The organism is Bradyrhizobium sp. HKCCYLS3013 (assembly GCF_051167615.1).
Taxonomy (GTDB): Bacteria; Pseudomonadota; Alphaproteobacteria; order Rhizobiales; family Xanthobacteraceae; genus Bradyrhizobium.
Genome location: NZ_JBNPTK010000013.1, coordinates 212,860 through 230,191, shown reverse-complemented (window position 1 = coordinate 230,191; position 17,332 = coordinate 212,860). Strand labels below are relative to the sequence as shown.

The window sequence follows — 17,332 nt, the reverse complement described above, 5'->3', positions numbered from 1 at the left end:
CAACTTGCCAAAAACCCACAACAGTTGAGCCTCGCAATATGCGGAAGCTGAACCGGACAGCCGTGGGCTTGTCCCGGCCATCCACGCATTTCGGCGCACGATGCGCGACGTGGATGCGCGGGACAAGCCCGCGCATGACGAGCAAACCAATTGAAAGCTCGTTTGGCAATCACACGTGGCCGCCGCACAGCAGCCTGCCCGGGGTGACGCTACCTAGCGCGATGCGACCGTCACTTCCCCGTCGACACGTCCTGCCGCCACGCACTCCCCGCGATCTTCGCGGCCGCGATCACCGCCTGGGTCCGGCTCTCGACGCCGAGCTTCTGCAGAATGGCCGAGACGTGCGCCTTGATGGTCGCCTCGGAGACGCCGAGCTCGTAGGCGATCTGCTTGTTGAGCAGGCCCTGCGACAGCATCATCAGCACGCGCACCTGCTGCGGGGTCAAGGTGACCAGGCGGTCGCGCAGCCTGGTCATTTCAGGATCGGCGCCGGCGGCCAAGTCGGTGTCGGGCGGCACCCAGACCTCGCCGTCCATCACCTTCTTGATGGCATCGCGCAAGGTGTCGACGCCGAACCGCTTCGGGATGAAGCCGGAGGCGCCGAAATCGAGCGAGCGGCGGATCGTCGCGCCGTCGTCGCTCGCCGACACGATGACGACCGGGATCGCCGGATATTGCGCGCGCAGATAGATCAGGCCCGAGAAGCCGGAGATGCCGGGCATGGTGAGGTCGAGCAGCACCAGATCGACCTCGGAATCCTTTTCCAGCAAAGCGGTGAGGTCCTCGAACGAGCCGGCCTCGTCGACCACGGCCTCCGCGAGCACGCTCGCGACTGCCTGCCGCAAGGCATTGCGGAACAACGGGTGATCATCGGCAATGACGAGATGAGTGCTGGCAGCCGCCATGAATCCAGACTTGACCTTGCGAGACCGACGACATGCTGCAACTGCACGCGCCCGGTTTTCCGTAAAATACTCGCCCGGCCACCGGTTGCATGCAAGCGTCCAATTCCACTTGCAGGGAAGGCGGTTAATCCGAACCTTGTGCAACGCAACATCGATAGCGCGACGGCCGCTCAGCGAACTTGATCCGCCGCAATGTCCCCATCTTTCCCGCGCGCCGCAGAGGGCAGAGCCGAAAGTCGTATTGGGGCGGGTTTCACTGCAATGTTACTGAAGAGCAAGGTCTCCGCGACCTGCGCCGTCCAAGTCCGGCATGCGGAGGCGAAAGCCATCATCACAACAATCATGGGGAGCGAATGCCGATGTCAACAATGGTAGCCACACAAGCGAGAGCTGGAGGCATGACGAAGGACGAACGCTTCGTCATTCTGGCCTCCTCTCTCGGCACCGTCTTCGAGTGGTACGACTTCTATCTTTACGGGTCGCTGGCCTCGATCATCGGCGCGCAGTTCTTCAGCGACTATCCGCCGGCCACCCGCGACATTTTCGCACTGCTCGCCTTCGCCGCCGGCTTCCTGGTGCGTCCGTTCGGCGCCATCGTGTTCGGCCGCATCGGCGACATCGTCGGCCGCAAATACACCTTCCTGGTCACGATCCTGATCATGGGCCTGTCGACCTTCATCGTCGGCCTGCTGCCGAACGCCGCGACCATCGGCTTCGCGGCGCCGGTGATCCTGATCGGCCTGCGCCTGCTGCAGGGCCTCGCGCTCGGCGGCGAGTATGGCGGTGCCGCGACCTATGTCGCCGAGCACGCCCCGATGGGCAAGCGCGGCTACTACACCTCCTTCATCCAGACGACGGCGACGATGGGCCTGTTCCTGTCGCTGCTGGTCATCCTGTTCACCCGCACCATCATCGGCGAGGCCGACTTCGCCAAATGGGGCTGGCGCATTCCGTTCCTGGTCTCGGTGCTGCTGCTTGGCGTCTCCGTCTGGATCCGTCTGCGCCTGAACGAATCGCCCGTGTTCCAGAAGATGAAGGACGAGGGCAAGAGCTCGAAGGCGCCGCTGACGGAAGCGTTCGCGAACTGGGGCAACGCCAAGATCGTGTTGCTGGCGCTGATCGGCGCCACGATGGGCCAGGGCGTGGTCTGGTACACCGGCCAGTTCTACGCGCTGTTCTTCCTGCAATCGATCCTGAAGGTCGACGGCTACACCGCCAACCTGCTGATCGCCTGGTCGCTGCTGCTCGGCACCGGCTTCTTCATCGTGTTCGGCATGCTGTCCGACAAGATCGGCCGCAAGCCGATCATCATGGGCGGCTGTCTGATCGCGGCGCTGACCTTCTTCCCGATCTTCAAGATGATCACCACCAACGCCAACCCGGCGCTGGAGAAGGCGATCGAGGCGACGAAGGTGGAAGTGGTGGCTGATCCCGCCGGCTGCGGCGATCTGTTCAACCCGGTCGGCACCCGCGTCTTCACCGCGCCTTGCGACACCGCCCGCGCCTTCCTGGCCCAGTCCTCGGTCAAGTACTCGACCGTTTATGGTCCGGCCGGCTCCGGCGTGAAGGTCACCTTCAACGGAAAGGAAGTGCCCTACACCGATGCGAAGACCAGCAACCCGGCGCTGACAGCCGCGATCGGCCAGGCCGGCTATCCGAAGGCGGGCGATCCGTCGATCGTGAAGATGGCGCATCCGTTCGACGTCTTCCGTCCGCAGGTCGCCGCGATCATCGGCCTGCTGTTCATCCTGGTGATCTTCGTCACCATGGTGTACGGCCCGATCGCCGCGATGCTGGTCGAGCTGTTCCCGACCAAGATCCGCTACACCTCGATGTCGCTGCCCTACCACATCGGCAACGGCTGGTTCGGCGGCCTGCTGCCGGCAACCGCCTTCGCGATCGTGGCCTCGACCGGCGACATCTATGCCGGCCTGTGGTACCCGATCTTCTTCGCGGTGATCACGGCGGTCGTCGGCTTCCTGTTCCTGCCGGAGACCAAGGACGTCGACATCCAGCAGCACTGATCAGGACGCGGGCAGCACCTCCGCCCGCATCTCCTCCGAGCGAACGGCCGCGGATCACTCCGCGGCCGTTCCGCATTTCAGACCCACGGATTTTCTCTTTATGGCCTCAGGCCGCGCCGATGAACTGCAACACCAGCTCGCGCCGATGCGGACGCGCGCGATGCTCGATCAGATAGAGCGCCTGCCAGGTGCCGAGCATCATGCGGCCGTCCTGCACCGGCACCTGCAGCGAGACCGAGCTCAGCATGGTCTTGATGTGCGCCGGCATGTCGTCGGGCCCCTCGGTGTCGTGCACCCAGCCGGCATCCTCCGGCGCCAGCCGCGCCAGCGCCGTGGTGAGATCGTGCAGCACGGTGGGATCGGCATTCTCCTGGATCGTCAGCGACGCCGAGGTGTGGCGAACGAACAGGGTCACCGCGCCTTCCCTGGCGGAGACTTCACGCAGGAATGCCTCGACCTCGCGCGTGAGATCGGTGAAGCCGCGGCCCGAAGTCTGCACCGTCAGAATCGACGTCACCACCGTATCGATCGCAACAACCGAAGGTGCCGTGCGCGAGGCCGATCGTGCCGACATGGATGCAGCCTCCTCGAAGCGGTCTCAGATCCTGCCCGAGACGTCCTTCTGCACCCGCGTCGCCATGTCGAGCAGCCGCCGCCACGCCTGCTCGAGGAACCCCATCATGCGGTCCATGTCCTGGTCGCTGGGCAGCGGGATCTCGAGCTTTCGCGTTCCGTCAGCAGACTTCGACTCTCCGGCTCGAGGCTCCGCCTTCTTCAATTGATCGGACTTGGGCAGCGCCTGGTCCTTCGGCAGCGGCTCGTCGATCTTGCCGGAGATGCTCTGGTCGCGCGACGCGAGCTGGCCCTTGAGCTTTTCATTCTCCGCCTGCAGACGGCCGATCTCGGCGTCCAGCGCGGCGCGCTCATCAGGCACCGCGTAACAGGCAAAGCCCGATCCACCGCTGTTGTTGCACATCGAGACCGCACCGGTCTTGGTATCGAGCCGGATCACGCCGTCCGATGTCGTCGACATCGTGTAGCGTCCCTTGTCGCCGTCAGGCGTTGTGTCCTCGACCGCAAACGCCTCTCCGCCCAGGCAGCTTAACGCCAGCAGCGCGAGGAGCGGCGGCCGGTAGGGCTTCGTGAGACTCATGGCTGGCTCTCCCAGGCGCATTCGCAACCGCCGCCATGCACGCCGACATTGTGTCGCGGCCATGACGTTGCCTCAGGTGCGATCCGCTGCCACAGGCCGCACCTATGTTTCGGACGTATAGGCGGAGCGACCGGATTTCAACGCGTCCGCCAGCAGTTCGAGCCGGTCCTGCCCCCAGAACATCTCGCCATCCAGCACGTAGGCCGGCGAGCCGAACACGTCGGCCGCGATCGCGTCCTGCCGGTTCTGCTCGTAGGCCGCCCCGACCACGTCCCTCGCCGCCTGCGTCACGAGATCGCGGCCCGGCAGTCCGGCTGCATCGGCCAGGCCGGCGATCACCTCGGCATCCGCAAGATTGAGCTGCTGCTCCCAGATGGCCGGGAAGGCGCGCTGCAGATAGGGCTCCGGATCGAGGCCGCCCTGCTGCGCCGCAATGACGACGCCGTCGGCGAGCCGGGCATTGAACGGCCAGTTGCTCGGCTGGATGTGGAAATCGAGACCGCGCTTGTCGCGCCACCGCTTCAGCTCGACGATGCGATAGCGCTGCCGCGCCGGATGGCGCTTGGCCAGCGGAAGCCCGCCGGTCTCGGCGAACAGATCCACCAGCATGACCGGCTTGAGGTTGACGCTCGCGCCGTGGCTCGCGGCGATGTCGCGGAACAGCCGGTGGCCGATATAGGCCCATGGCGACTGCAGCGAGAAATAGTAATCGATCTGGCGCGACATGCGGGTTCCCGTGCTGGTTGGAGTTCAGCGACATCGGATCAGAGGGCCCTGACAGGGGCAAGATCGCAGTTGCACAGAACACTGTTGATGCGGCGCGGTGACACGCGCGACCGATCTGACGAAAAAGCCGAGAAGACGAGCAGAATCAGGCATCTAACAGTTCAACACGCAATCTTGACTTGGGGGGATGCGGTCAGTATGGTCCGCGCGGCTTTAAAGGGCGATGGGGCGCTATTTCCTGACACTCGCGGCAACGGATCGGGTCTCCACACATGGCGGATAAGCACATGGCGGATGGCACGAACGAGAGCGGCGGACACGGGGATCGCGACAAGTCGCCCGATGAGGTTGCGCTTTCCGCAAGGCTCGGAAGTCTCGACCAACGGTTGTCCGAATTTCGCGACGGCCGAAAGATCGGGGCTGATCAACCTGGAAACGGCGGCGGTGACACTGCAGCCCGGGCTTCGGCCATGGCGCGTGGCCTGCGACTGTCCTCCGAGTTGATCGCCGGTGTCCTCGTCGGTGCGGTGCTTGGCTGGGGCTTCGACCGCTTGCTGTCGACATCGCCCTTTGGATTCATCGTGTTTTTCCTGCTCGGCTTCGCGGCCGGCGTGTTGAACGTGGTGAGATCCGCAGGCATAGCTCCCGACAGGCCCCGCCAGTGAGACATGCGCGGAAGACCTCGCGCGGAAGACCAACGAGTGAATTGCAAAGCGCCGGCGTGGCCGGTGAACAACTGAGACGCCACGCGGATGATCGATCCGATCCATCAATTCCACCTCAACAAGATCTTCACGATCGGCCACATCGGCAATCAGGAGATCGCCTTCACCAATTCGTCCGCGTACATGCTGCTCGCGGTCGTGCTGATCGCCGTCATGATGATGGCCGCAGGGCGCGCGCTCGTGCCGGGCCGGTTCCAGTCGGTGGTCGAGCTGTCCTACGAATTCGTCGCCAACACCATCAGAACCAGCGCCGGCTCGCACGGCATGACGTTCTTCCCGCTGGTGTTCTCGCTGTTCATGTTCATCTTCGTCTCGAACATCGTCGGCATCATCCCCTACACCTTCACCGTCTCCAGCCACATCATCGTCACCTTCGCGCTGGCGCTGCTGGTGTTCCTGACGGTCATCATCTACGGCTTCTACAAGAACGGCCTGAAGTTCTTTAAGCTGTTCGTCCCCTCCGGCATCCCCGCGGTGATCCTGCCGCTGGTGGTCGTGATCGAAATCATCTCCTTCTTCTCCCGTCCGATCTCGCACAGCGTCCGTCTGTTCGCCAACATGCTGGCCGGCCACGTCACCCTGAAGGTGTTCGCGAGCTTCGTGACCATGCTCGGTGCGCTCGGCTTCGTCGGCAAGGTCGGCGCGCTGTTGCCGCTCGGCCTCACGGTCGCGCTGACCGGCCTCGAGCTGATGGTCGCGTTCCTCCAGGCCTACGTCTTCACGATCCTCACCTGCATCTATCTCAACGATGCTATCCATCCGGGCCACTGATCCGGCCCTCTCTACCAAACCCCTCAAAGGAGTTCGTTTCATGGATCCGGTTGCAGCGAAGTACATTGGCGCGGGCATTGCCTGCATCGGCATGGGTGGCGCGGGTGCCGGCATCGGCATCATCTTCGGCAACTACCTGTCGGCCGCTCTGCGCAATCCGTCGGCCGCCCAGGGCCAGTTCGGCAACCTGATTTTCGGCTTCGCGGTGACCGAAGCGCTCGGCATCTTCTCGCTGCTGATCGCGCTGCTCCTGCTGTACGCCGTCTAAGACGGCCTGAGCCGGACAGGAGAAGCCCGTGGCTGAAAGTCATGGCGAAGCCAAGGGTGGCGAGGCCAAGGGCACCGCAAGCGCCCATACGGAGGCCGATGGCGGGCATGGTTTCCCTCCGTTCTCGAAGGAAACCTTTCCCTCCCAGATCGTCTCCCTGGTGATCGCCTTCGTGGCGCTGTACGTGATCGTCTCGCGTGTGGCGCTGCCGAAGGTCGGGGCCGTCATCGACGCCCGCCAGAAGTCAATCGACGGCGATCTGGCTGAAGCGCAGCGGCTGAAGGATGAATCCGAAGCCGCGATGAAGGCATATGAGAGCGAGCTGGCGACGGCTCGTGCCCGTGCCCAGGCGATCGGAGCCGAGACCCGCGAGAAGCTCGCGGCCTCTTCGGACGCCGAGCGCAAGGCGCTGGAAGACAGCCTCGCAGCCAAGCTCGCGGCGGCTGAGGCATCCATCGCCACCACGCGCACGACCGCAATGAGCAATGTCCGCGGCATCGCCGCAGATGCAGCCAGCGCGATCGTGAAGCAGCTCACCGGCAAGGCCCCCGCAGCCAAGACGGTCGAGGCTGCGGTGGATGCATCGTTGAAGGGAACAGCCTGATGCATTTGCTTGCTGATCCGGAAACCTGGGTCGCGATCGCCTTCGTGATCCTGATGGGCCTGTTCGCCTATCTCGGTGTCCACCGCATGGTCCTGACGGCGCTCGACCACCGCGCCGAGCGCATCAGGAACGAGCTCGCGGAGGCCAAGCGGCTCAAGGAAGAGGCGGCCAAGGTGCTCGCCGATTACAAGACCCGCCGCGCCAGCGCCGAGCGTGAGGCCGAGGAGATCGTCACCAGCGCAAAGGCGGAAGCCGAGCGCATCGCGGCGGAGGCCAAGGCCAAGATGGAAGACTTCGTCGCCCGTCGCACCAAGGCCGCCGAGGGCAAGATCGCCCTCGCCGAAGCCCAGGCTCTCGCCGACGTCAGGTCCGCTGCGGCGGAGGCCGCCGTCCAGGCGGCAGCGACCGTGCTGTCTCAGTCGGTCAAGGGCGCTCTTGGCGAAGACCTCGTCGCCAAGGGCATCGCCGAAGTCGGCCGCAAGCTGAACTGAGCGGCAGCCCATCTCATCCATCATCTTCAAAAGGCCGGTGCGATCCCATCGCACCGGCCTTTTGCTATTCACACTCTCCGGCGACCGCTTCGCGCGACGGCAATCGTCACCTCCGCTTCTTGCCGTGCGGCCGCTCCGGGGTCAGGGCCTGCGGGTCGAAGCCGATGTAGAAGACGTAATTGTCGGCATTCGCGCCGGGCGGCGGCACCGGATAGACCATGTCCTCGGCGACGATCGTGAACGGCACGCTGCCGTCCTCGGTCATCTGCACCGTGGTGCGATACGACTTGGTCGCGATCACCTTCTCGCCGATGCCGCCCTGGACCACGGCAATGCGCATCGGAATGTCGACGCTCGCCGGCGCGCCCGCGGGGCCGGCGACGATGCGCCCCTGAATGCCGATCTTGGCGGTGATCTCGGCCCCGTTGAGATTGCATTCACGCGCGGTCTTGGTGATCGACGCCTGGAACCGGACGTCGTTGCCGACCGCCTGCTTGCCGGGCGCGGCCACGGCGTAGGTCGAGGCGCCGGCGCGAATATTGACCGGCGGACAGGTCAGGCCATCGGTCGGATCGACCGGCGGTCCGCCGCTGGCGGGCAGATTCTGTTGCCCCTTGTCGTCGGAGCCGCCGCCGAACAGGCTCTTGAAGCGGTCGGTCAGCGATTGGGCGGCGGCCGGCGGCGCCGCGCTCGCGGCTCCCAAGGCCAGCAGCACGGCTGCCAACGTCCCAGCCCTGATCACGCTCGTCTCTCGCATCGTCTGATATCCCCGGCAACTCGGTCGCCCAGCCAAGGCGTCTATACCCATTTCAGAGCCCGGAACCAGCCCCGATCGGCCTCTCCCGCGGCAATCACGATCACGATTGCTACCCCCGGAAATCCTCGTGCAGCAGGCCGTAGAGATAGTGGTCCTGCCAGACCCCGTTGATGCAGAGGTAGCGACGCGCCAGGCCCTCGCGGGTGAAGCCGCATTTCTCCAGCACGCGAATCGACGGCATATTGGTCGGGATGCAGGCCGCCTCGACCCGGTGCAGATTGAGCTCGCCGAACAGGGTCGGCAGCAGCAGCCGCAGCGCCGCCGTCATGTAGCCATGATGCGCGAACGGCTGCCCCATCCAGTAGCCGATGGTGCCGGCCTGAACGATGCCGCGGCGGACATTGGCGAGCGTGATGCCGCCGAGCATGGCGCCATCCTGCTCGCGGAAGACGATGAACGGATAGGACCGGTCGGCCGAGATGTCCTCGGCATAGCGGCGCAGCCGGCGGCGGAAGCCGGAGCGCGTCAGGTCGTCGGACGGCCAGATCGGCTCCCACGGCGTGAGATAGTCGCGGCTGATCTCGCGCAGCCGCGCCCATTGCGCGTAATCGGCCATCTGCGGCGCACGCAGCAGCAGGCCCTGGCCGCGCGGAGCCAGCGCAGCCGGTCCGTTGGATGGCAAGCGAAACAGGGCCATCTGTGATGCTCCCCCTGCTCTTTCCGGGTCGAAGCCTGCTCCGACCCACCCCAGATCTCCAATGCCGAGATCTCCAAGGCCAAGATCTGGCGAGATTCAAATGCGCGCGGACCGCACCGAGCCGAACCACGCTCAGTGCAGTTGGGCCTTCGATCGCGAACCGGTCAGACCTTCGGCGAAAGTGACCGCCGTGTCCAGACCCCTGCCGGTGCCGAGCGCGACGACCGCCGGCTTGCTGCGTGCGAGCAGCGCCCGCGCCGCATCGCGCGCGCTCTCGACGCTGACCGCCTCGATCTTGGCGACCATCTCCTGCAAGGTCTGCGGCCGGCCATAGGCCAGGATATGCCGCGCCAATTGCTCGGCACGGGCGCTGCAGCTCTCAAGCGCCATCAAGAGCCCGGCCTTCATCTGCGCCTTGGCGCGGGCGACCTCGGCCTCGCTCAGGGTCTCCACCGCATTGCCGATGATGTCGACCACGACCTCCATCATCTCGGGGGCGTCGGCCGGATCGGTCCCGGTGTAGAGGCCGAAGAACCCCGTGTCGCTGTAGGGCGCGTGGAACGTGTAGACGGAGTAGCAGAGCCCCCGGTTCTCGCGCACCTCCTGGAACAGCCGGGACGACATGCCGCCGCCGAGGATGTTGGTGAACACCTGCAGCGAGAACAGCGACGGGTCGGCCTGCGGCACGCCCTCGAGCGCAAGCGTCAGATGCGCCTGCTCGAGATCGCGATGCACGACCCGCGAGCCGCCCTTGCCGAACGCCGCCGGCAGCGGCTTCGGCCCCTCGCCGCCATTGAAGCTCGCAAAGCGCTTCGTCACGTCCTCGACCACCCGCTGATGGTCGATGGCACCGGCGGCGGCGACCACCATGTCGGGGCCGCGGTAATGCGTCGACAGATAGCCGTGCAGCTTGTCGCGATCGAACGCCTCCAGCGTCTTGGCGGTGCCGAGCAGCGAGCGGCCCATCGGCTGGTCCGGAAAGCACAGCTCGTTGAGATGCTCGAACACGACGTCGTCAGGCGTATCCTGTGCCGCGCCGATCTCCTGCACGATCACGTTCTTCTCGCGCTCCAGCTCCTCCGGCACGAACGACGGATTGGCGAGAATGTCGGAGAGTACGTCGAGCGCCATCGGCACGTCGGCCTTCAGCACGCGGGCGTAATAGGCCGTGGTCTCGGTCGAGGTCCCGGCATTCAGATCGCCGCCGACGGCCTCAACCGTCTCGACGATCTCGCGGGCGCTGCGCGTCGTCGTGCCCTTGAATGCCATGTGCTCGAGCAGATGCGAGATGCCGTGCTCATCCGGCTTTTCGTCGCGGCCGCCGACGCCGGCCCAGACCCCGAGCGCGGCCGTCTCCAGATGCGGCATCGTGTCGGTGACGACCGTCAGCCCCGTCGGCAGCTTGGTGACTTCCACACCCATCATGCAATTCCCTGCTTGGCGGCCCGGCTGACCGAGCGGATGAACTTCTCCACCTCGGCCTGGTCGTTCCGCATGATCCTGATGTCCTCGCGCTTGCTCATCAGCCCTTCGAGCCACGCCGGCAGATGCGGCCGCATCCCGCAGGCGGCCTCGACCGCGTCGGGGAATTTGGCGGGATGCGCCGTCGACAGCACGATGTTCGGCACCGACAGATCCGTTCCGTCGCGATCGGCCACCGCCAGCGCCACCGCCGTATGCGGATCGACGAGATCGCCGGCCTCGCGGAAGGCGGCGCGGATCGCAGCGGCGGTCTCGGTCTCGTCGGCGCGTCCGGCATCGAAATCGGCGCGGATCGCCGCCAGCATCGCATCCGGCAGCACGAAGCGGCCGGACTGCTTGAGGCCGTCCATCAGCCGCCGCACGGTGCCGGCGTCGCGGCCGCCGGCTTCGAACAGCAGCCGCTCGAAATTCGACGACACCTGGATGTCCATCGAGGGCGAAGCCGTCGCATGCACTTCGCGCACCTCGTAGATGCCGGTCGTCAGCGTCCGGGCGAGGATGTCGTTGACGTTGGTCGCGACGCGCAAGGTCCGCACCGGCAGGCCCATGCGCTTGGCGACATAGCCGGCGAGGATGTCGCCGAAATTGCCGGTGGGCACGGTGAAGTCGACGGCGCGGTGCGGCGCGCCGATCGCGACCGCCGAGGTGAAGTAGTAGACCACCTGGGCGACGACGCGCGCCCAGTTGATCGAGTTGACGCCGGACAGCTTCACCGAATCGCGGAAGCCGTGATGGTTGAACAGGCCCTTCACGATCGCCTGGCAGTCATCGAAATGACCCTCGATCGCCAGCGCGTGGACATTGGATGCCCCCGACGTGGTCATCATCCGCCGCTGCACCTCGGAGATGCGGCCATGCGGGAACAGCACGATGAGGTCGGCATTGTCGCGGCCGGCGAAGGCCTCGACCGCGGCGCCCCCCGTATCGCCTGATGTCGCCACGACAATGGTGGTGCGCTCGCCGCGCTTGGCCAGCACGTGGTCCATCAGCCGCGAGATCAGCTGCATCGCCACGTCCTTGAACGCCAAGGTCGGGCCGTGGAACAGCTCCAGCACGAACTGATGCGGTGCGGTCTGGTCGAGCGGCACCACGGCGGGGTGACGGAAGGTCGCATAGGCCTCGTTGGCCATGCGGCCGAGCTCCTCGTCGGAAATCTCGCCGGCGACGAACGGCTTGATGACCTCGACGGCGACCTCCCAATAGGGCCGGCCGAAGAACGACGCGATCGTCGCCGGCGTCAGCTGCGGCCAGGTCTCGGGCACGTACAGGCCGCCGTCACGGGCGAGCCCGGTCAGCATCACATCGCAGAAGGTGAGCGCGGGGGCTTCCCCGCGGGTCGAAACATAGCGCGTCAAACCGCTCTCCTGACCTGCGTCACTAGGCCATAACCCGTTGATTGAATTCGAAATCGGAACCGCCCGGCGGCAACATGGTCCGGCACCATAATGGTTTTGGCCCGTGGGCGAAACCGGTTGTTGGCACAGCAATGGTCGCGGCTCCGGGTTACGGCGGCGTTACGGACGCCGGCGCGGGGTGGCAGCACACGAAGGTGCTCCGTCCCAGTACGCCGTGGCGACCATGGTCAACCGCACTGCCGCGGCCTACTGGATCCCCGCCTTCGGGCATGGCGGCGGTGGAGGCGGCGCCCCGGCCCGCAAGACACAGCTTCTTATCCTCGCGGCGCGATCGGCACCCGAGCTTTGCGGAATCTCGTCCCTCCGGAAACGGAGGGCGCAGGGAAGGCCGGACCTCGACTGAGGCCCGTGGCCCCCGTGCGAACAAGAATGCACGGGGCAGGAACCACAGGTTCAGCCAGAGCGACCCGGCCTTCCCTGCGCGATGGCTTACGACTTATACGCGCTCTCCTCGGTGCACCGGGCTTTTTGGCCACCGTCATCGACGCGATGCATCGGCACCAGCGCCAACTTGATACCAGCGTCGGGGTATCAGGACCACGCGACTTCGCCGTCCGTGCCGGCCGCACTCGTCAGTTGCAGCCGACCCGTCCATCGCATCCCACCTCAACGTCCGTGACGACGCGTACGTCCCTCGCTGGCGAGGCGGAATGGGAAGAGACAACCATGATTTCGGAAAAAATGAAAGTAAAAAATTGCCGCCGGTCGATGCTGAACTCATCAGCGCGTTGAGGATGCTTACATAATCAGTTTTCCGGCGCGGCCGAATTCTTGATATCGGACGCCAGCTCATGCCGTTGCGAATAGCCTGTCGGGCGACTCGGGGCAGAATCGCGACGATCGCGGTGGCGAGGCGCGGTGCGTAGCCCGCTAATCAAACCGAGGCGGCCTCACCGGCCTTCGCGTCGGCCTCGGCAAACACCGCCTTGGCTGCGAACAATCCGTTGAGCGCGGCGGGGAAGCCGGCATAGACCGCCATCTGCATGATCACTTCGGTGATCTCGTCGCGGCTGAGGCCGACATTGAGGCCAGCATGGATATGAACCTTGAGCTGCGGGCTGGCATTGCCGAGCGCGGTCAGCGCCGCGATGGTCGCGATCTCGCGGCTGCGCAGATCGAGGCCGGGGCGTGAATAGATGTCGCCGAACGGAAACTCGATCACGTAGGTGGCGAAGTCCGGCGCGATGTCGGCGAGCGCCGCGATCACATTGTGGCCGGCCTCGCCGTCGATGCTATCGAGCGCGCGCCGGCCGCGCGCCAGCCGATCCTGATCGGTGTTGGCGCCGGATGGCGTGGCGCCCGGCATCGGGCTCGTCGTCGTGGCTTGGCTGGGCGTTGATCGCGTCATCATCGTTCGTCCTCTCGCTGCTGCCGGCATAACCGGCGATCTTGCCGTCGAGAACGAGAAGGCAATCCTGCAGGCTGGCGACGCGCGCCCGGACCGCCTCGCGATGACGCTCCAGCAGCCGGCATCGTTCCGGCTCGGTGGCAGCGCCGCCCGCGCGCAGCTCGGCGTAGCGCAGCATGTCCCGGATCGGCATTCCCGTGGCCTTGAGGCGGCCGAGGAATTCGATCCAGGTCAGGATCGATGCGTCGTAGTCCCGCTGGCGGGCATGATCGCGATCGGCCCTGGGCAGCAGCCCGATCCGCTCGTAGTAGCGGATCGTATGGGGCGTCAGCCCCGACTGCCTCGCCAGCTCGCCGATCTTCATGCGCGCTTTATCTCCATTCACGACGCCAGGCAGGCTACGGGTTCGAGCGCGCTCTAAGTCAAGCGCCGTTTTGCCAGCAGCGTGGCCAAGGTACATGCGGGTCGGCACCGGTCCCGCATGTCGCTTGCGCTCATGCGGGCTACGGGTCATCGGTTCGCCGCGCGTCGTCCCCTCGCCCATACCGCGAAGGCGGCGATCAGCGCCGCGGCCAGTGAGAACCACGTGACCGCGTATTGCATGTGCTCGTCGCGCAGATGCGGCGACAGCGGACCGGGTTTTGGGATGCCGTTGTCCGGCACCGGCGTTTCAAGGTCGATGTAGAACGGCGCGACCTCGCCCCAGCCGAGCGTCCTGGCCATCGCGCGATGGTCGCGCGTGAACCACAGCCGCTTGTCGCGGCTCTCGGCCGCGGTGAGCAGGCCGGCGGCCTCGGGAAAGCGCAGATAGCCGGTGAAAGTCACGGGCTCGCCGGTGACGAGCTTGCCGACCTGGCGATCCTGGATGCTGCGCTCCTGCATCGTGTTGGCGACGAAGCCGGCGTCGATCACGATGGTCTCGCCAGACGGCAGGCGCGCGGGGAGGAACGCCCAGGTGCCCGGCCCGGAGACGTCCTCGCGCACGGCCGAGCCGGCGCTGTAGACCATCGCATCCGGCAGCTTTGCATAGGTCGCGGTGAAGCTGACGCGGCGGAATTCGTCGCGCTCCGGCGTGAGCGTGCGCCAGTCGCTCGGCGGGGGCAGCGGTGCGGGTGCGGCAGCGACGCGATCGGTCAGCGCGGCGATCAGCGCATGCTTCTCGGCGCGGCGCTGCAATTGCCAGACGCCGAGGCCGATGAACAGTGCGACCATGACGAAGGTGAAGGCGGCGAAGGCGCGGGATGAGGTGGTGGGACGGGCGGAGGTCATGCGGCGACTCCGACGCTGCGCGCCGGCTTGAGTTCGATGGTGTCCACACGCGTGAGATAGCCTCCCGCTTTCACCGCGCGGACAGTGCGCTCCCCTCCCCCTTGCGGGGAGGGGTTGGGGGTGGGGGTGCCCCAGCAAAGACTGCCGTTGAGGCTACCCCCCTCCCCAACCCTCCCCCACAAGGGGGGAGGGAGCGCAGCGTGTTTGCGGCGAGGGCTTACCTTTTCTTCTGCGTCCGGAAGCGGCTTGACCCATGTCCGGGGAGACAGACCGCAACGGCAGGACCTGAGCAGCGCTTCAAAACCGGAGCGCCGCTCCGCGGAACTCGGACCGTTCATCGCGGCGTCTTGTCCACCAAACGGCCGGGGGCGGCCTTGTGGTGGAATTGCAGGGCGATCAGCAGCGATTTCATCGCGCGCAGCGGCAGCAGCGTCGTCACCAGGATCAGCGGCCCCCAGAGCGCGGCATGGACCCAGAACGGCGGCTGATACTTCACCTCGACGATCAGGGCGGCGCCGACCACGATGGCGCCGGCAAGCATCATGATGAAGATCGCCGGACCGTCGCCGGTGTCGATGAAGGCATAGTCGAGATCGCAGGCTTCGCAACGCTTGCGCAGGTTGAGGAAGCCGTCGAACAGCTTGCCCTGGCCGCAGCGCGGGCAGCGGCAGGCGAGCCCGCGCAGGACGGTCTGGGCCAAAGTGACGGGCGGATGCGTGGTCATGGTGTCTTGCCCCTGGGCGGCCGGGCGGCGCCCCCTGGTGATACAACCGGAGGCGGCGACGGCGGATCACATTTCGATCAACCGCCGGGCGCCGCCGCAAACGAGAAAGGGCGGCCCGACGGCCGCCCCTTCTTAGCACGTTCGACGGAACCGGTGCGCGCCGGCTTCAGTGCGCGCCGTGGGCCATCGCCTCGGCGCCGTGGCCCCAGACGTAGATGCAGATGAACAGGAACAGCCAGACCACGTCGACGAAGTGCCAGTACCAGGCGGCGAACTCGAAGCCGAGATGCTGCTTGGGCGTGAAGTGGCCGGCATAGGCGCGCGCCAGGCAGACGATCAGGAAGATCGTGCCGACCAGGACGTGGAAGCCGTGGAAGCCCGTCGCCATGAAGAAGGTCGAGCCGTAGACGTGGCCGGCGAACGAGAACGTCGCGTGGCTGTACTCGTAGGCCTGCACGCAGGTGAAGGTCGCACCCAGGAGGATGGTGAGGATCAGGCCGTATTTCAGGCCCTTGCGGTCGCCCTCGAGCAGCGCGTGGTGCGCCCAGGTCACCGTGGTGCCCGAGGTCAGCAGGATCAGCGTGTTGAGCAGCGGCAGATGCCAGGGATCGAAGGTCTCGATGCCCTTCGGCGGCCAGACGCCGCCGAACAGGGCGTCGCGGGTCGCCTGCACCTCGTAGTTCGGATACAGCGCGGCATTGAAATAGGCCCAGAACCAGGCGACGAAGAACATCACCTCGGAGGCGATGAACAGGATCATGCCGTAGCGGTGATGCAGCTGCACCACGCGGGTGTGGTCGCCCTTGTACTGCGCTTCCTTGATGACGTCGCCCCACCAGCTCGCCATGGTGTAGAGCACGCCGATGGTGCCGATGCCGAACACGATCGGCGCGGCGCCGTACATCTTGTGCATCCAGCCGATCGCGCCGAACGCCATGATGAAGGCCGAGACCGAGCCGACGAACGGCCAAGGGCTCGGATCGACGAGATGGTAGTCGTGATGCTTGGCGTGCGCCTCAGCCATGGCAAGTCTCTCCCCAGATCGATGCCGGTCGCGCCGGCACGGTGTCGTTCAACAGCGATGGTCCCCGGATATCGGATTTCCGCACAGTCATAGGCTGCCCCGCGGCTTGTCCGGCTCGCCCGCAGCGACCGGCTTCGGCGTGTCGCGGACGGGATAGAAGGTGTATGACAGCGTGATCGTCTTCAAGCTGTCGTTCTCGTGATCGGCTGCTATCGCCGGATCGACGTAGAACACCACCGCCATCTCGCGGGTCTCGCCCGGCGCCATGGTCTGCTCGGTAAAGCAGAAGCAGTTGATCTTCTGGAAGTAGGCGCCTGATGTCAGCGGCGACACGTTGTAGGCCGCCTGCGCCATGGTGGTGCGCGCCGCCTCGTTGGTGACCTTGTAGTAGACCGTGACCACCTCGCCGATCGCGACATCGATCTCGGTCTTCTCCGGCTCGAACTTCCAGGGCAGACCGCCGGCAACATTGGAGTCGAAGCGCACGGAGATCCGGCGCGCCAGCGGCGCCGCGGATGGCGCTGATGTCGCCACCTGCGTGGTGCCGTTGAAGCCGGTGGCGCGGCAGAACCAGTTGTAGAACGGCACGGCGGCATAGGCCGCGCCCACCATCAGCACCGCGACGGCGCCGCAGATGCCGCCGACCAGCGCATCGCGGCTGAGGCCGCGGCGCGGCGCGGCCGGCGCGGTCGCCGGAACGTTCTGGTCGGTTGTCTCCATCGCGGTCTGCTTCGTCCCGTCCTGCATCGCGTCTCTACATCGGCCGATTCAGCACCGCGGGACCCTTCACCATGGTCACCGCGAAGAACAGCACCACCAGCACGCCGAGCGCGAGCGCGATCGCGATCGAGCGGCGGCGCCGGCTGCGCAGCTGCGCCTCGGTGAGGACGATGCCCTCTGACTCGTTTCGATCCGCCATCGTGGTCGCCATGTTTTCCAGTCTCGCGCC

At 65.9% G+C, this 17,332-nt stretch carries 21 protein-coding genes; 6 read left to right on the top strand and 15 right to left on the bottom strand.

The window, feature by feature from the left end:
* Nucleotides 1-230: 230 nt before the first annotated feature.
* Nucleotides 231-905: a response regulator gene (locus tag ACQR1F_RS23225; protein ID WP_434913935.1), complete on the bottom strand. Its 675-nt coding sequence runs from the start codon at nucleotides 903-905 to the stop codon at nucleotides 231-233.
* Between the two features lie 353 nt (nucleotides 906-1,258).
* Here ACQR1F_RS23225 and ACQR1F_RS23220 point away from each other — a divergent pair, with 353 nt between their 5' ends.
* Entirely contained in the window at nucleotides 1,259-2,929 is a 1,671-nt protein-coding gene (locus tag ACQR1F_RS23220; RefSeq protein WP_315801525.1) for an MFS transporter, read from the top strand.
* Nucleotides 2,930-3,035: 106 nt separating this feature from the next.
* Here the strand turns inward: ACQR1F_RS23220 and ACQR1F_RS23215 are convergent, their stop codons facing one another.
* From ACQR1F_RS23215 to ACQR1F_RS23205, 3 genes are all read right to left on the bottom strand, one after another.
* Nucleotides 3,036-3,503 (bottom strand): secondary thiamine-phosphate synthase enzyme YjbQ, encoded by a 468-nt coding sequence (locus ACQR1F_RS23215; RefSeq protein WP_315801526.1) that lies wholly within the window; start codon nucleotides 3,501-3,503, stop codon nucleotides 3,036-3,038.
* Nucleotides 3,504-3,527: 24 nt separating this feature from the next.
* Nucleotides 3,528-4,082 (bottom strand): hypothetical protein, encoded by a 555-nt coding sequence (locus tag ACQR1F_RS23210; RefSeq protein ID WP_315801527.1) that lies wholly within the window; start codon nucleotides 4,080-4,082, stop codon nucleotides 3,528-3,530.
* Nucleotides 4,083-4,184: 102 nt separating this feature from the next.
* Complete coding sequence (locus ACQR1F_RS23205) at nucleotides 4,185-4,808, bottom strand: 2-hydroxychromene-2-carboxylate isomerase (RefSeq protein ID WP_434874870.1); 624 nt, start codon at nucleotides 4,806-4,808, stop codon at nucleotides 4,185-4,187.
* Between the two features lie 287 nt (nucleotides 4,809-5,095).
* Between ACQR1F_RS23205 and ACQR1F_RS23200 the strand changes: the two genes are divergently transcribed.
* The 5 genes from ACQR1F_RS23200 (at nucleotide 5,096) to ACQR1F_RS23180 (ending at nucleotide 7,667) form a co-directional block, all read left to right on the top strand.
* Nucleotides 5,096-5,473, top strand: coding sequence for an AtpZ/AtpI family protein (locus tag ACQR1F_RS23200; protein ID WP_315801529.1), 378 nt, complete (start codon nucleotides 5,096-5,098; stop codon nucleotides 5,471-5,473).
* A gap of 87 nt (nucleotides 5,474-5,560) precedes the next feature.
* Nucleotides 5,561-6,304 carry a F0F1 ATP synthase subunit A gene (locus ACQR1F_RS23195; RefSeq protein WP_316181934.1) on the top strand — a complete coding sequence of 248 codons (744 nt, stop codon included), beginning with the start codon at nucleotides 5,561-5,563 and terminating at the stop codon, nucleotides 6,302-6,304.
* Nucleotides 6,305-6,344: 40 nt separating this feature from the next.
* Nucleotides 6,345-6,572 carry a F0F1 ATP synthase subunit C gene (locus ACQR1F_RS23190; protein WP_006615622.1) on the top strand — a complete coding sequence of 76 codons (228 nt, stop codon included), beginning with the start codon at nucleotides 6,345-6,347 and terminating at the stop codon, nucleotides 6,570-6,572.
* Nucleotides 6,573-6,600: 28 nt separating this feature from the next.
* Entirely contained in the window at nucleotides 6,601-7,176 is a 576-nt protein-coding gene (locus ACQR1F_RS23185) for a F0F1 ATP synthase subunit B family protein (protein ID WP_315801531.1), read from the top strand.
* The gene (locus tag ACQR1F_RS23180) at nucleotides 7,176-7,667 is read left to right on the top strand and encodes a F0F1 ATP synthase subunit B family protein (RefSeq protein WP_315801532.1); all 492 of its coding nucleotides are present in this window, start codon (nucleotides 7,176-7,178) and stop codon (nucleotides 7,665-7,667) included. Before ACQR1F_RS23185 ends, ACQR1F_RS23180 begins: the two co-directional genes overlap by 1 nt.
* 106 nt (nucleotides 7,668-7,773) lie before the next feature.
* On the opposite strand, the gene ACQR1F_RS23175 is transcribed toward ACQR1F_RS23180, so the two are convergent.
* From ACQR1F_RS23175 to ACQR1F_RS23125, 11 genes are all read right to left on the bottom strand, one after another.
* On the bottom strand, nucleotides 7,774-8,391 hold the full coding sequence (locus tag ACQR1F_RS23175) for a hypothetical protein (RefSeq protein WP_315801760.1): 618 nt from the start codon (nucleotides 8,389-8,391) through the stop codon (nucleotides 7,774-7,776).
* A gap of 142 nt (nucleotides 8,392-8,533) precedes the next feature.
* Nucleotides 8,534-9,121, bottom strand: a complete 588-nt coding sequence (locus ACQR1F_RS23170; RefSeq protein WP_316181937.1) for a GNAT family N-acetyltransferase — start codon at nucleotides 9,119-9,121, stop codon at nucleotides 8,534-8,536.
* A gap of 132 nt (nucleotides 9,122-9,253) precedes the next feature.
* On the bottom strand, nucleotides 9,254-10,543 hold the full coding sequence (locus tag ACQR1F_RS23165) for a M16 family metallopeptidase (RefSeq protein WP_434913934.1): 1,290 nt from the start codon (nucleotides 10,541-10,543) through the stop codon (nucleotides 9,254-9,256).
* Nucleotides 10,543-11,958, bottom strand: a complete 1,416-nt coding sequence (gene thrC, locus ACQR1F_RS23160; protein ID WP_434913933.1) for a threonine synthase — start codon at nucleotides 11,956-11,958, stop codon at nucleotides 10,543-10,545. Before thrC ends, ACQR1F_RS23165 begins: the two co-directional genes overlap by 1 nt.
* Nucleotides 11,959-12,892: 934 nt before the next feature.
* The gene (locus ACQR1F_RS23155) at nucleotides 12,893-13,324 is read right to left on the bottom strand and encodes a carboxymuconolactone decarboxylase family protein (RefSeq protein ID WP_315801534.1); all 432 of its coding nucleotides are present in this window, start codon (nucleotides 13,322-13,324) and stop codon (nucleotides 12,893-12,895) included.
* The gene (locus ACQR1F_RS23150) at nucleotides 13,251-13,730 is read right to left on the bottom strand and encodes a MerR family transcriptional regulator (RefSeq protein WP_316237326.1); all 480 of its coding nucleotides are present in this window, start codon (nucleotides 13,728-13,730) and stop codon (nucleotides 13,251-13,253) included. Before ACQR1F_RS23150 ends, ACQR1F_RS23155 begins: the two co-directional genes overlap by 74 nt.
* Nucleotides 13,731-13,876: 146 nt before the next feature.
* Nucleotides 13,877-14,635 carry an SURF1 family protein gene (locus ACQR1F_RS23145; protein ID WP_434913932.1) on the bottom strand — a complete coding sequence of 253 codons (759 nt, stop codon included), beginning with the start codon at nucleotides 14,633-14,635 and terminating at the stop codon, nucleotides 13,877-13,879.
* 334 nt (nucleotides 14,636-14,969) lie between these two features.
* A complete protein-coding gene (locus ACQR1F_RS23140; protein WP_315717920.1) occupies nucleotides 14,970-15,359 on the bottom strand; it encodes a DUF983 domain-containing protein in 390 nt (129 codons plus the stop codon).
* Between the two features lie 166 nt (nucleotides 15,360-15,525).
* A complete protein-coding gene (locus ACQR1F_RS23135; RefSeq protein WP_315801538.1) occupies nucleotides 15,526-16,383 on the bottom strand; it encodes a cytochrome c oxidase subunit 3 in 858 nt (285 codons plus the stop codon).
* Nucleotides 16,384-16,470: 87 nt separating this feature from the next.
* Nucleotides 16,471-17,103, bottom strand: coding sequence for a cytochrome c oxidase assembly protein (locus ACQR1F_RS23130; protein WP_315801762.1), 633 nt, complete (start codon nucleotides 17,101-17,103; stop codon nucleotides 16,471-16,473).
* A gap of 34 nt (nucleotides 17,104-17,137) precedes the next feature.
* Nucleotides 17,138-17,314, bottom strand: coding sequence for a CoxF protein (locus ACQR1F_RS23125; RefSeq protein WP_315801539.1), 177 nt, complete (start codon nucleotides 17,312-17,314; stop codon nucleotides 17,138-17,140).
* Nucleotides 17,315-17,332 lie beyond the last annotated feature (18 nt).

Bases quoted from the DNA above. Each gene is read 5' to 3' on its own strand.
- ACQR1F_RS23225 (WP_434913935.1), bottom strand. From the start codon at position 905: ATGGCGGCTGCCAGCACTCATCTCGTCATTGCCGATGATCACCCGTTG.
- ACQR1F_RS23220 (WP_315801525.1), top strand. From the start codon at position 1,259: ATGCCGATGTCAACAATGGTAGCCACACAAGCGAGAGCTGGAGGCATG.
- ACQR1F_RS23215 (WP_315801526.1), bottom strand. From the start codon at position 3,503: ATGTCGGCACGATCGGCCTCGCGCACGGCACCTTCGGTTGTTGCGATC.
- ACQR1F_RS23210 (WP_315801527.1), bottom strand. From the start codon at position 4,082: ATGAGTCTCACGAAGCCCTACCGGCCGCCGCTCCTCGCGCTGCTGGCG.
- ACQR1F_RS23205 (WP_434874870.1), bottom strand. From the start codon at position 4,808: ATGTCGCGCCAGATCGATTACTATTTCTCGCTGCAGTCGCCATGGGCC.
- ACQR1F_RS23200 (WP_315801529.1), top strand. From the start codon at position 5,096: ATGGCGGATGGCACGAACGAGAGCGGCGGACACGGGGATCGCGACAAG.
- ACQR1F_RS23195 (WP_316181934.1), top strand. From the start codon at position 5,561: ATGATCGATCCGATCCATCAATTCCACCTCAACAAGATCTTCACGATC.
- ACQR1F_RS23190 (WP_006615622.1), top strand. From the start codon at position 6,345: ATGGATCCGGTTGCAGCGAAGTACATTGGCGCGGGCATTGCCTGCATC.
- ACQR1F_RS23180 (WP_315801532.1), top strand. From the start codon at position 7,176: ATGCATTTGCTTGCTGATCCGGAAACCTGGGTCGCGATCGCCTTCGTG.
- ACQR1F_RS23170 (WP_316181937.1), bottom strand. From the start codon at position 9,121: ATGGCCCTGTTTCGCTTGCCATCCAACGGACCGGCTGCGCTGGCTCCG.
- ACQR1F_RS23165 (WP_434913934.1), bottom strand. From the start codon at position 10,543: ATGGGTGTGGAAGTCACCAAGCTGCCGACGGGGCTGACGGTCGTCACC.
- ACQR1F_RS23155 (WP_315801534.1), bottom strand. From the start codon at position 13,324: ATGCCGGGCGCCACGCCATCCGGCGCCAACACCGATCAGGATCGGCTG.
- ACQR1F_RS23150 (WP_316237326.1), bottom strand. From the start codon at position 13,730: ATGAAGATCGGCGAGCTGGCGAGGCAGTCGGGGCTGACGCCCCATACG.
- ACQR1F_RS23145 (WP_434913932.1), bottom strand. From the start codon at position 14,635: ATGACCTCCGCCCGTCCCACCACCTCATCCCGCGCCTTCGCCGCCTTC.
- ACQR1F_RS23140 (WP_315717920.1), bottom strand. From the start codon at position 15,359: ATGACCACGCATCCGCCCGTCACTTTGGCCCAGACCGTCCTGCGCGGG.
- ACQR1F_RS23135 (WP_315801538.1), bottom strand. From the start codon at position 16,383: ATGGCTGAGGCGCACGCCAAGCATCACGACTACCATCTCGTCGATCCG.
- ACQR1F_RS23130 (WP_315801762.1), bottom strand. From the start codon at position 17,103: ATGGAGACAACCGACCAGAACGTTCCGGCGACCGCGCCGGCCGCGCCG.
- ACQR1F_RS23125 (WP_315801539.1), bottom strand. From the start codon at position 17,314: ATGGCGACCACGATGGCGGATCGAAACGAGTCAGAGGGCATCGTCCTC.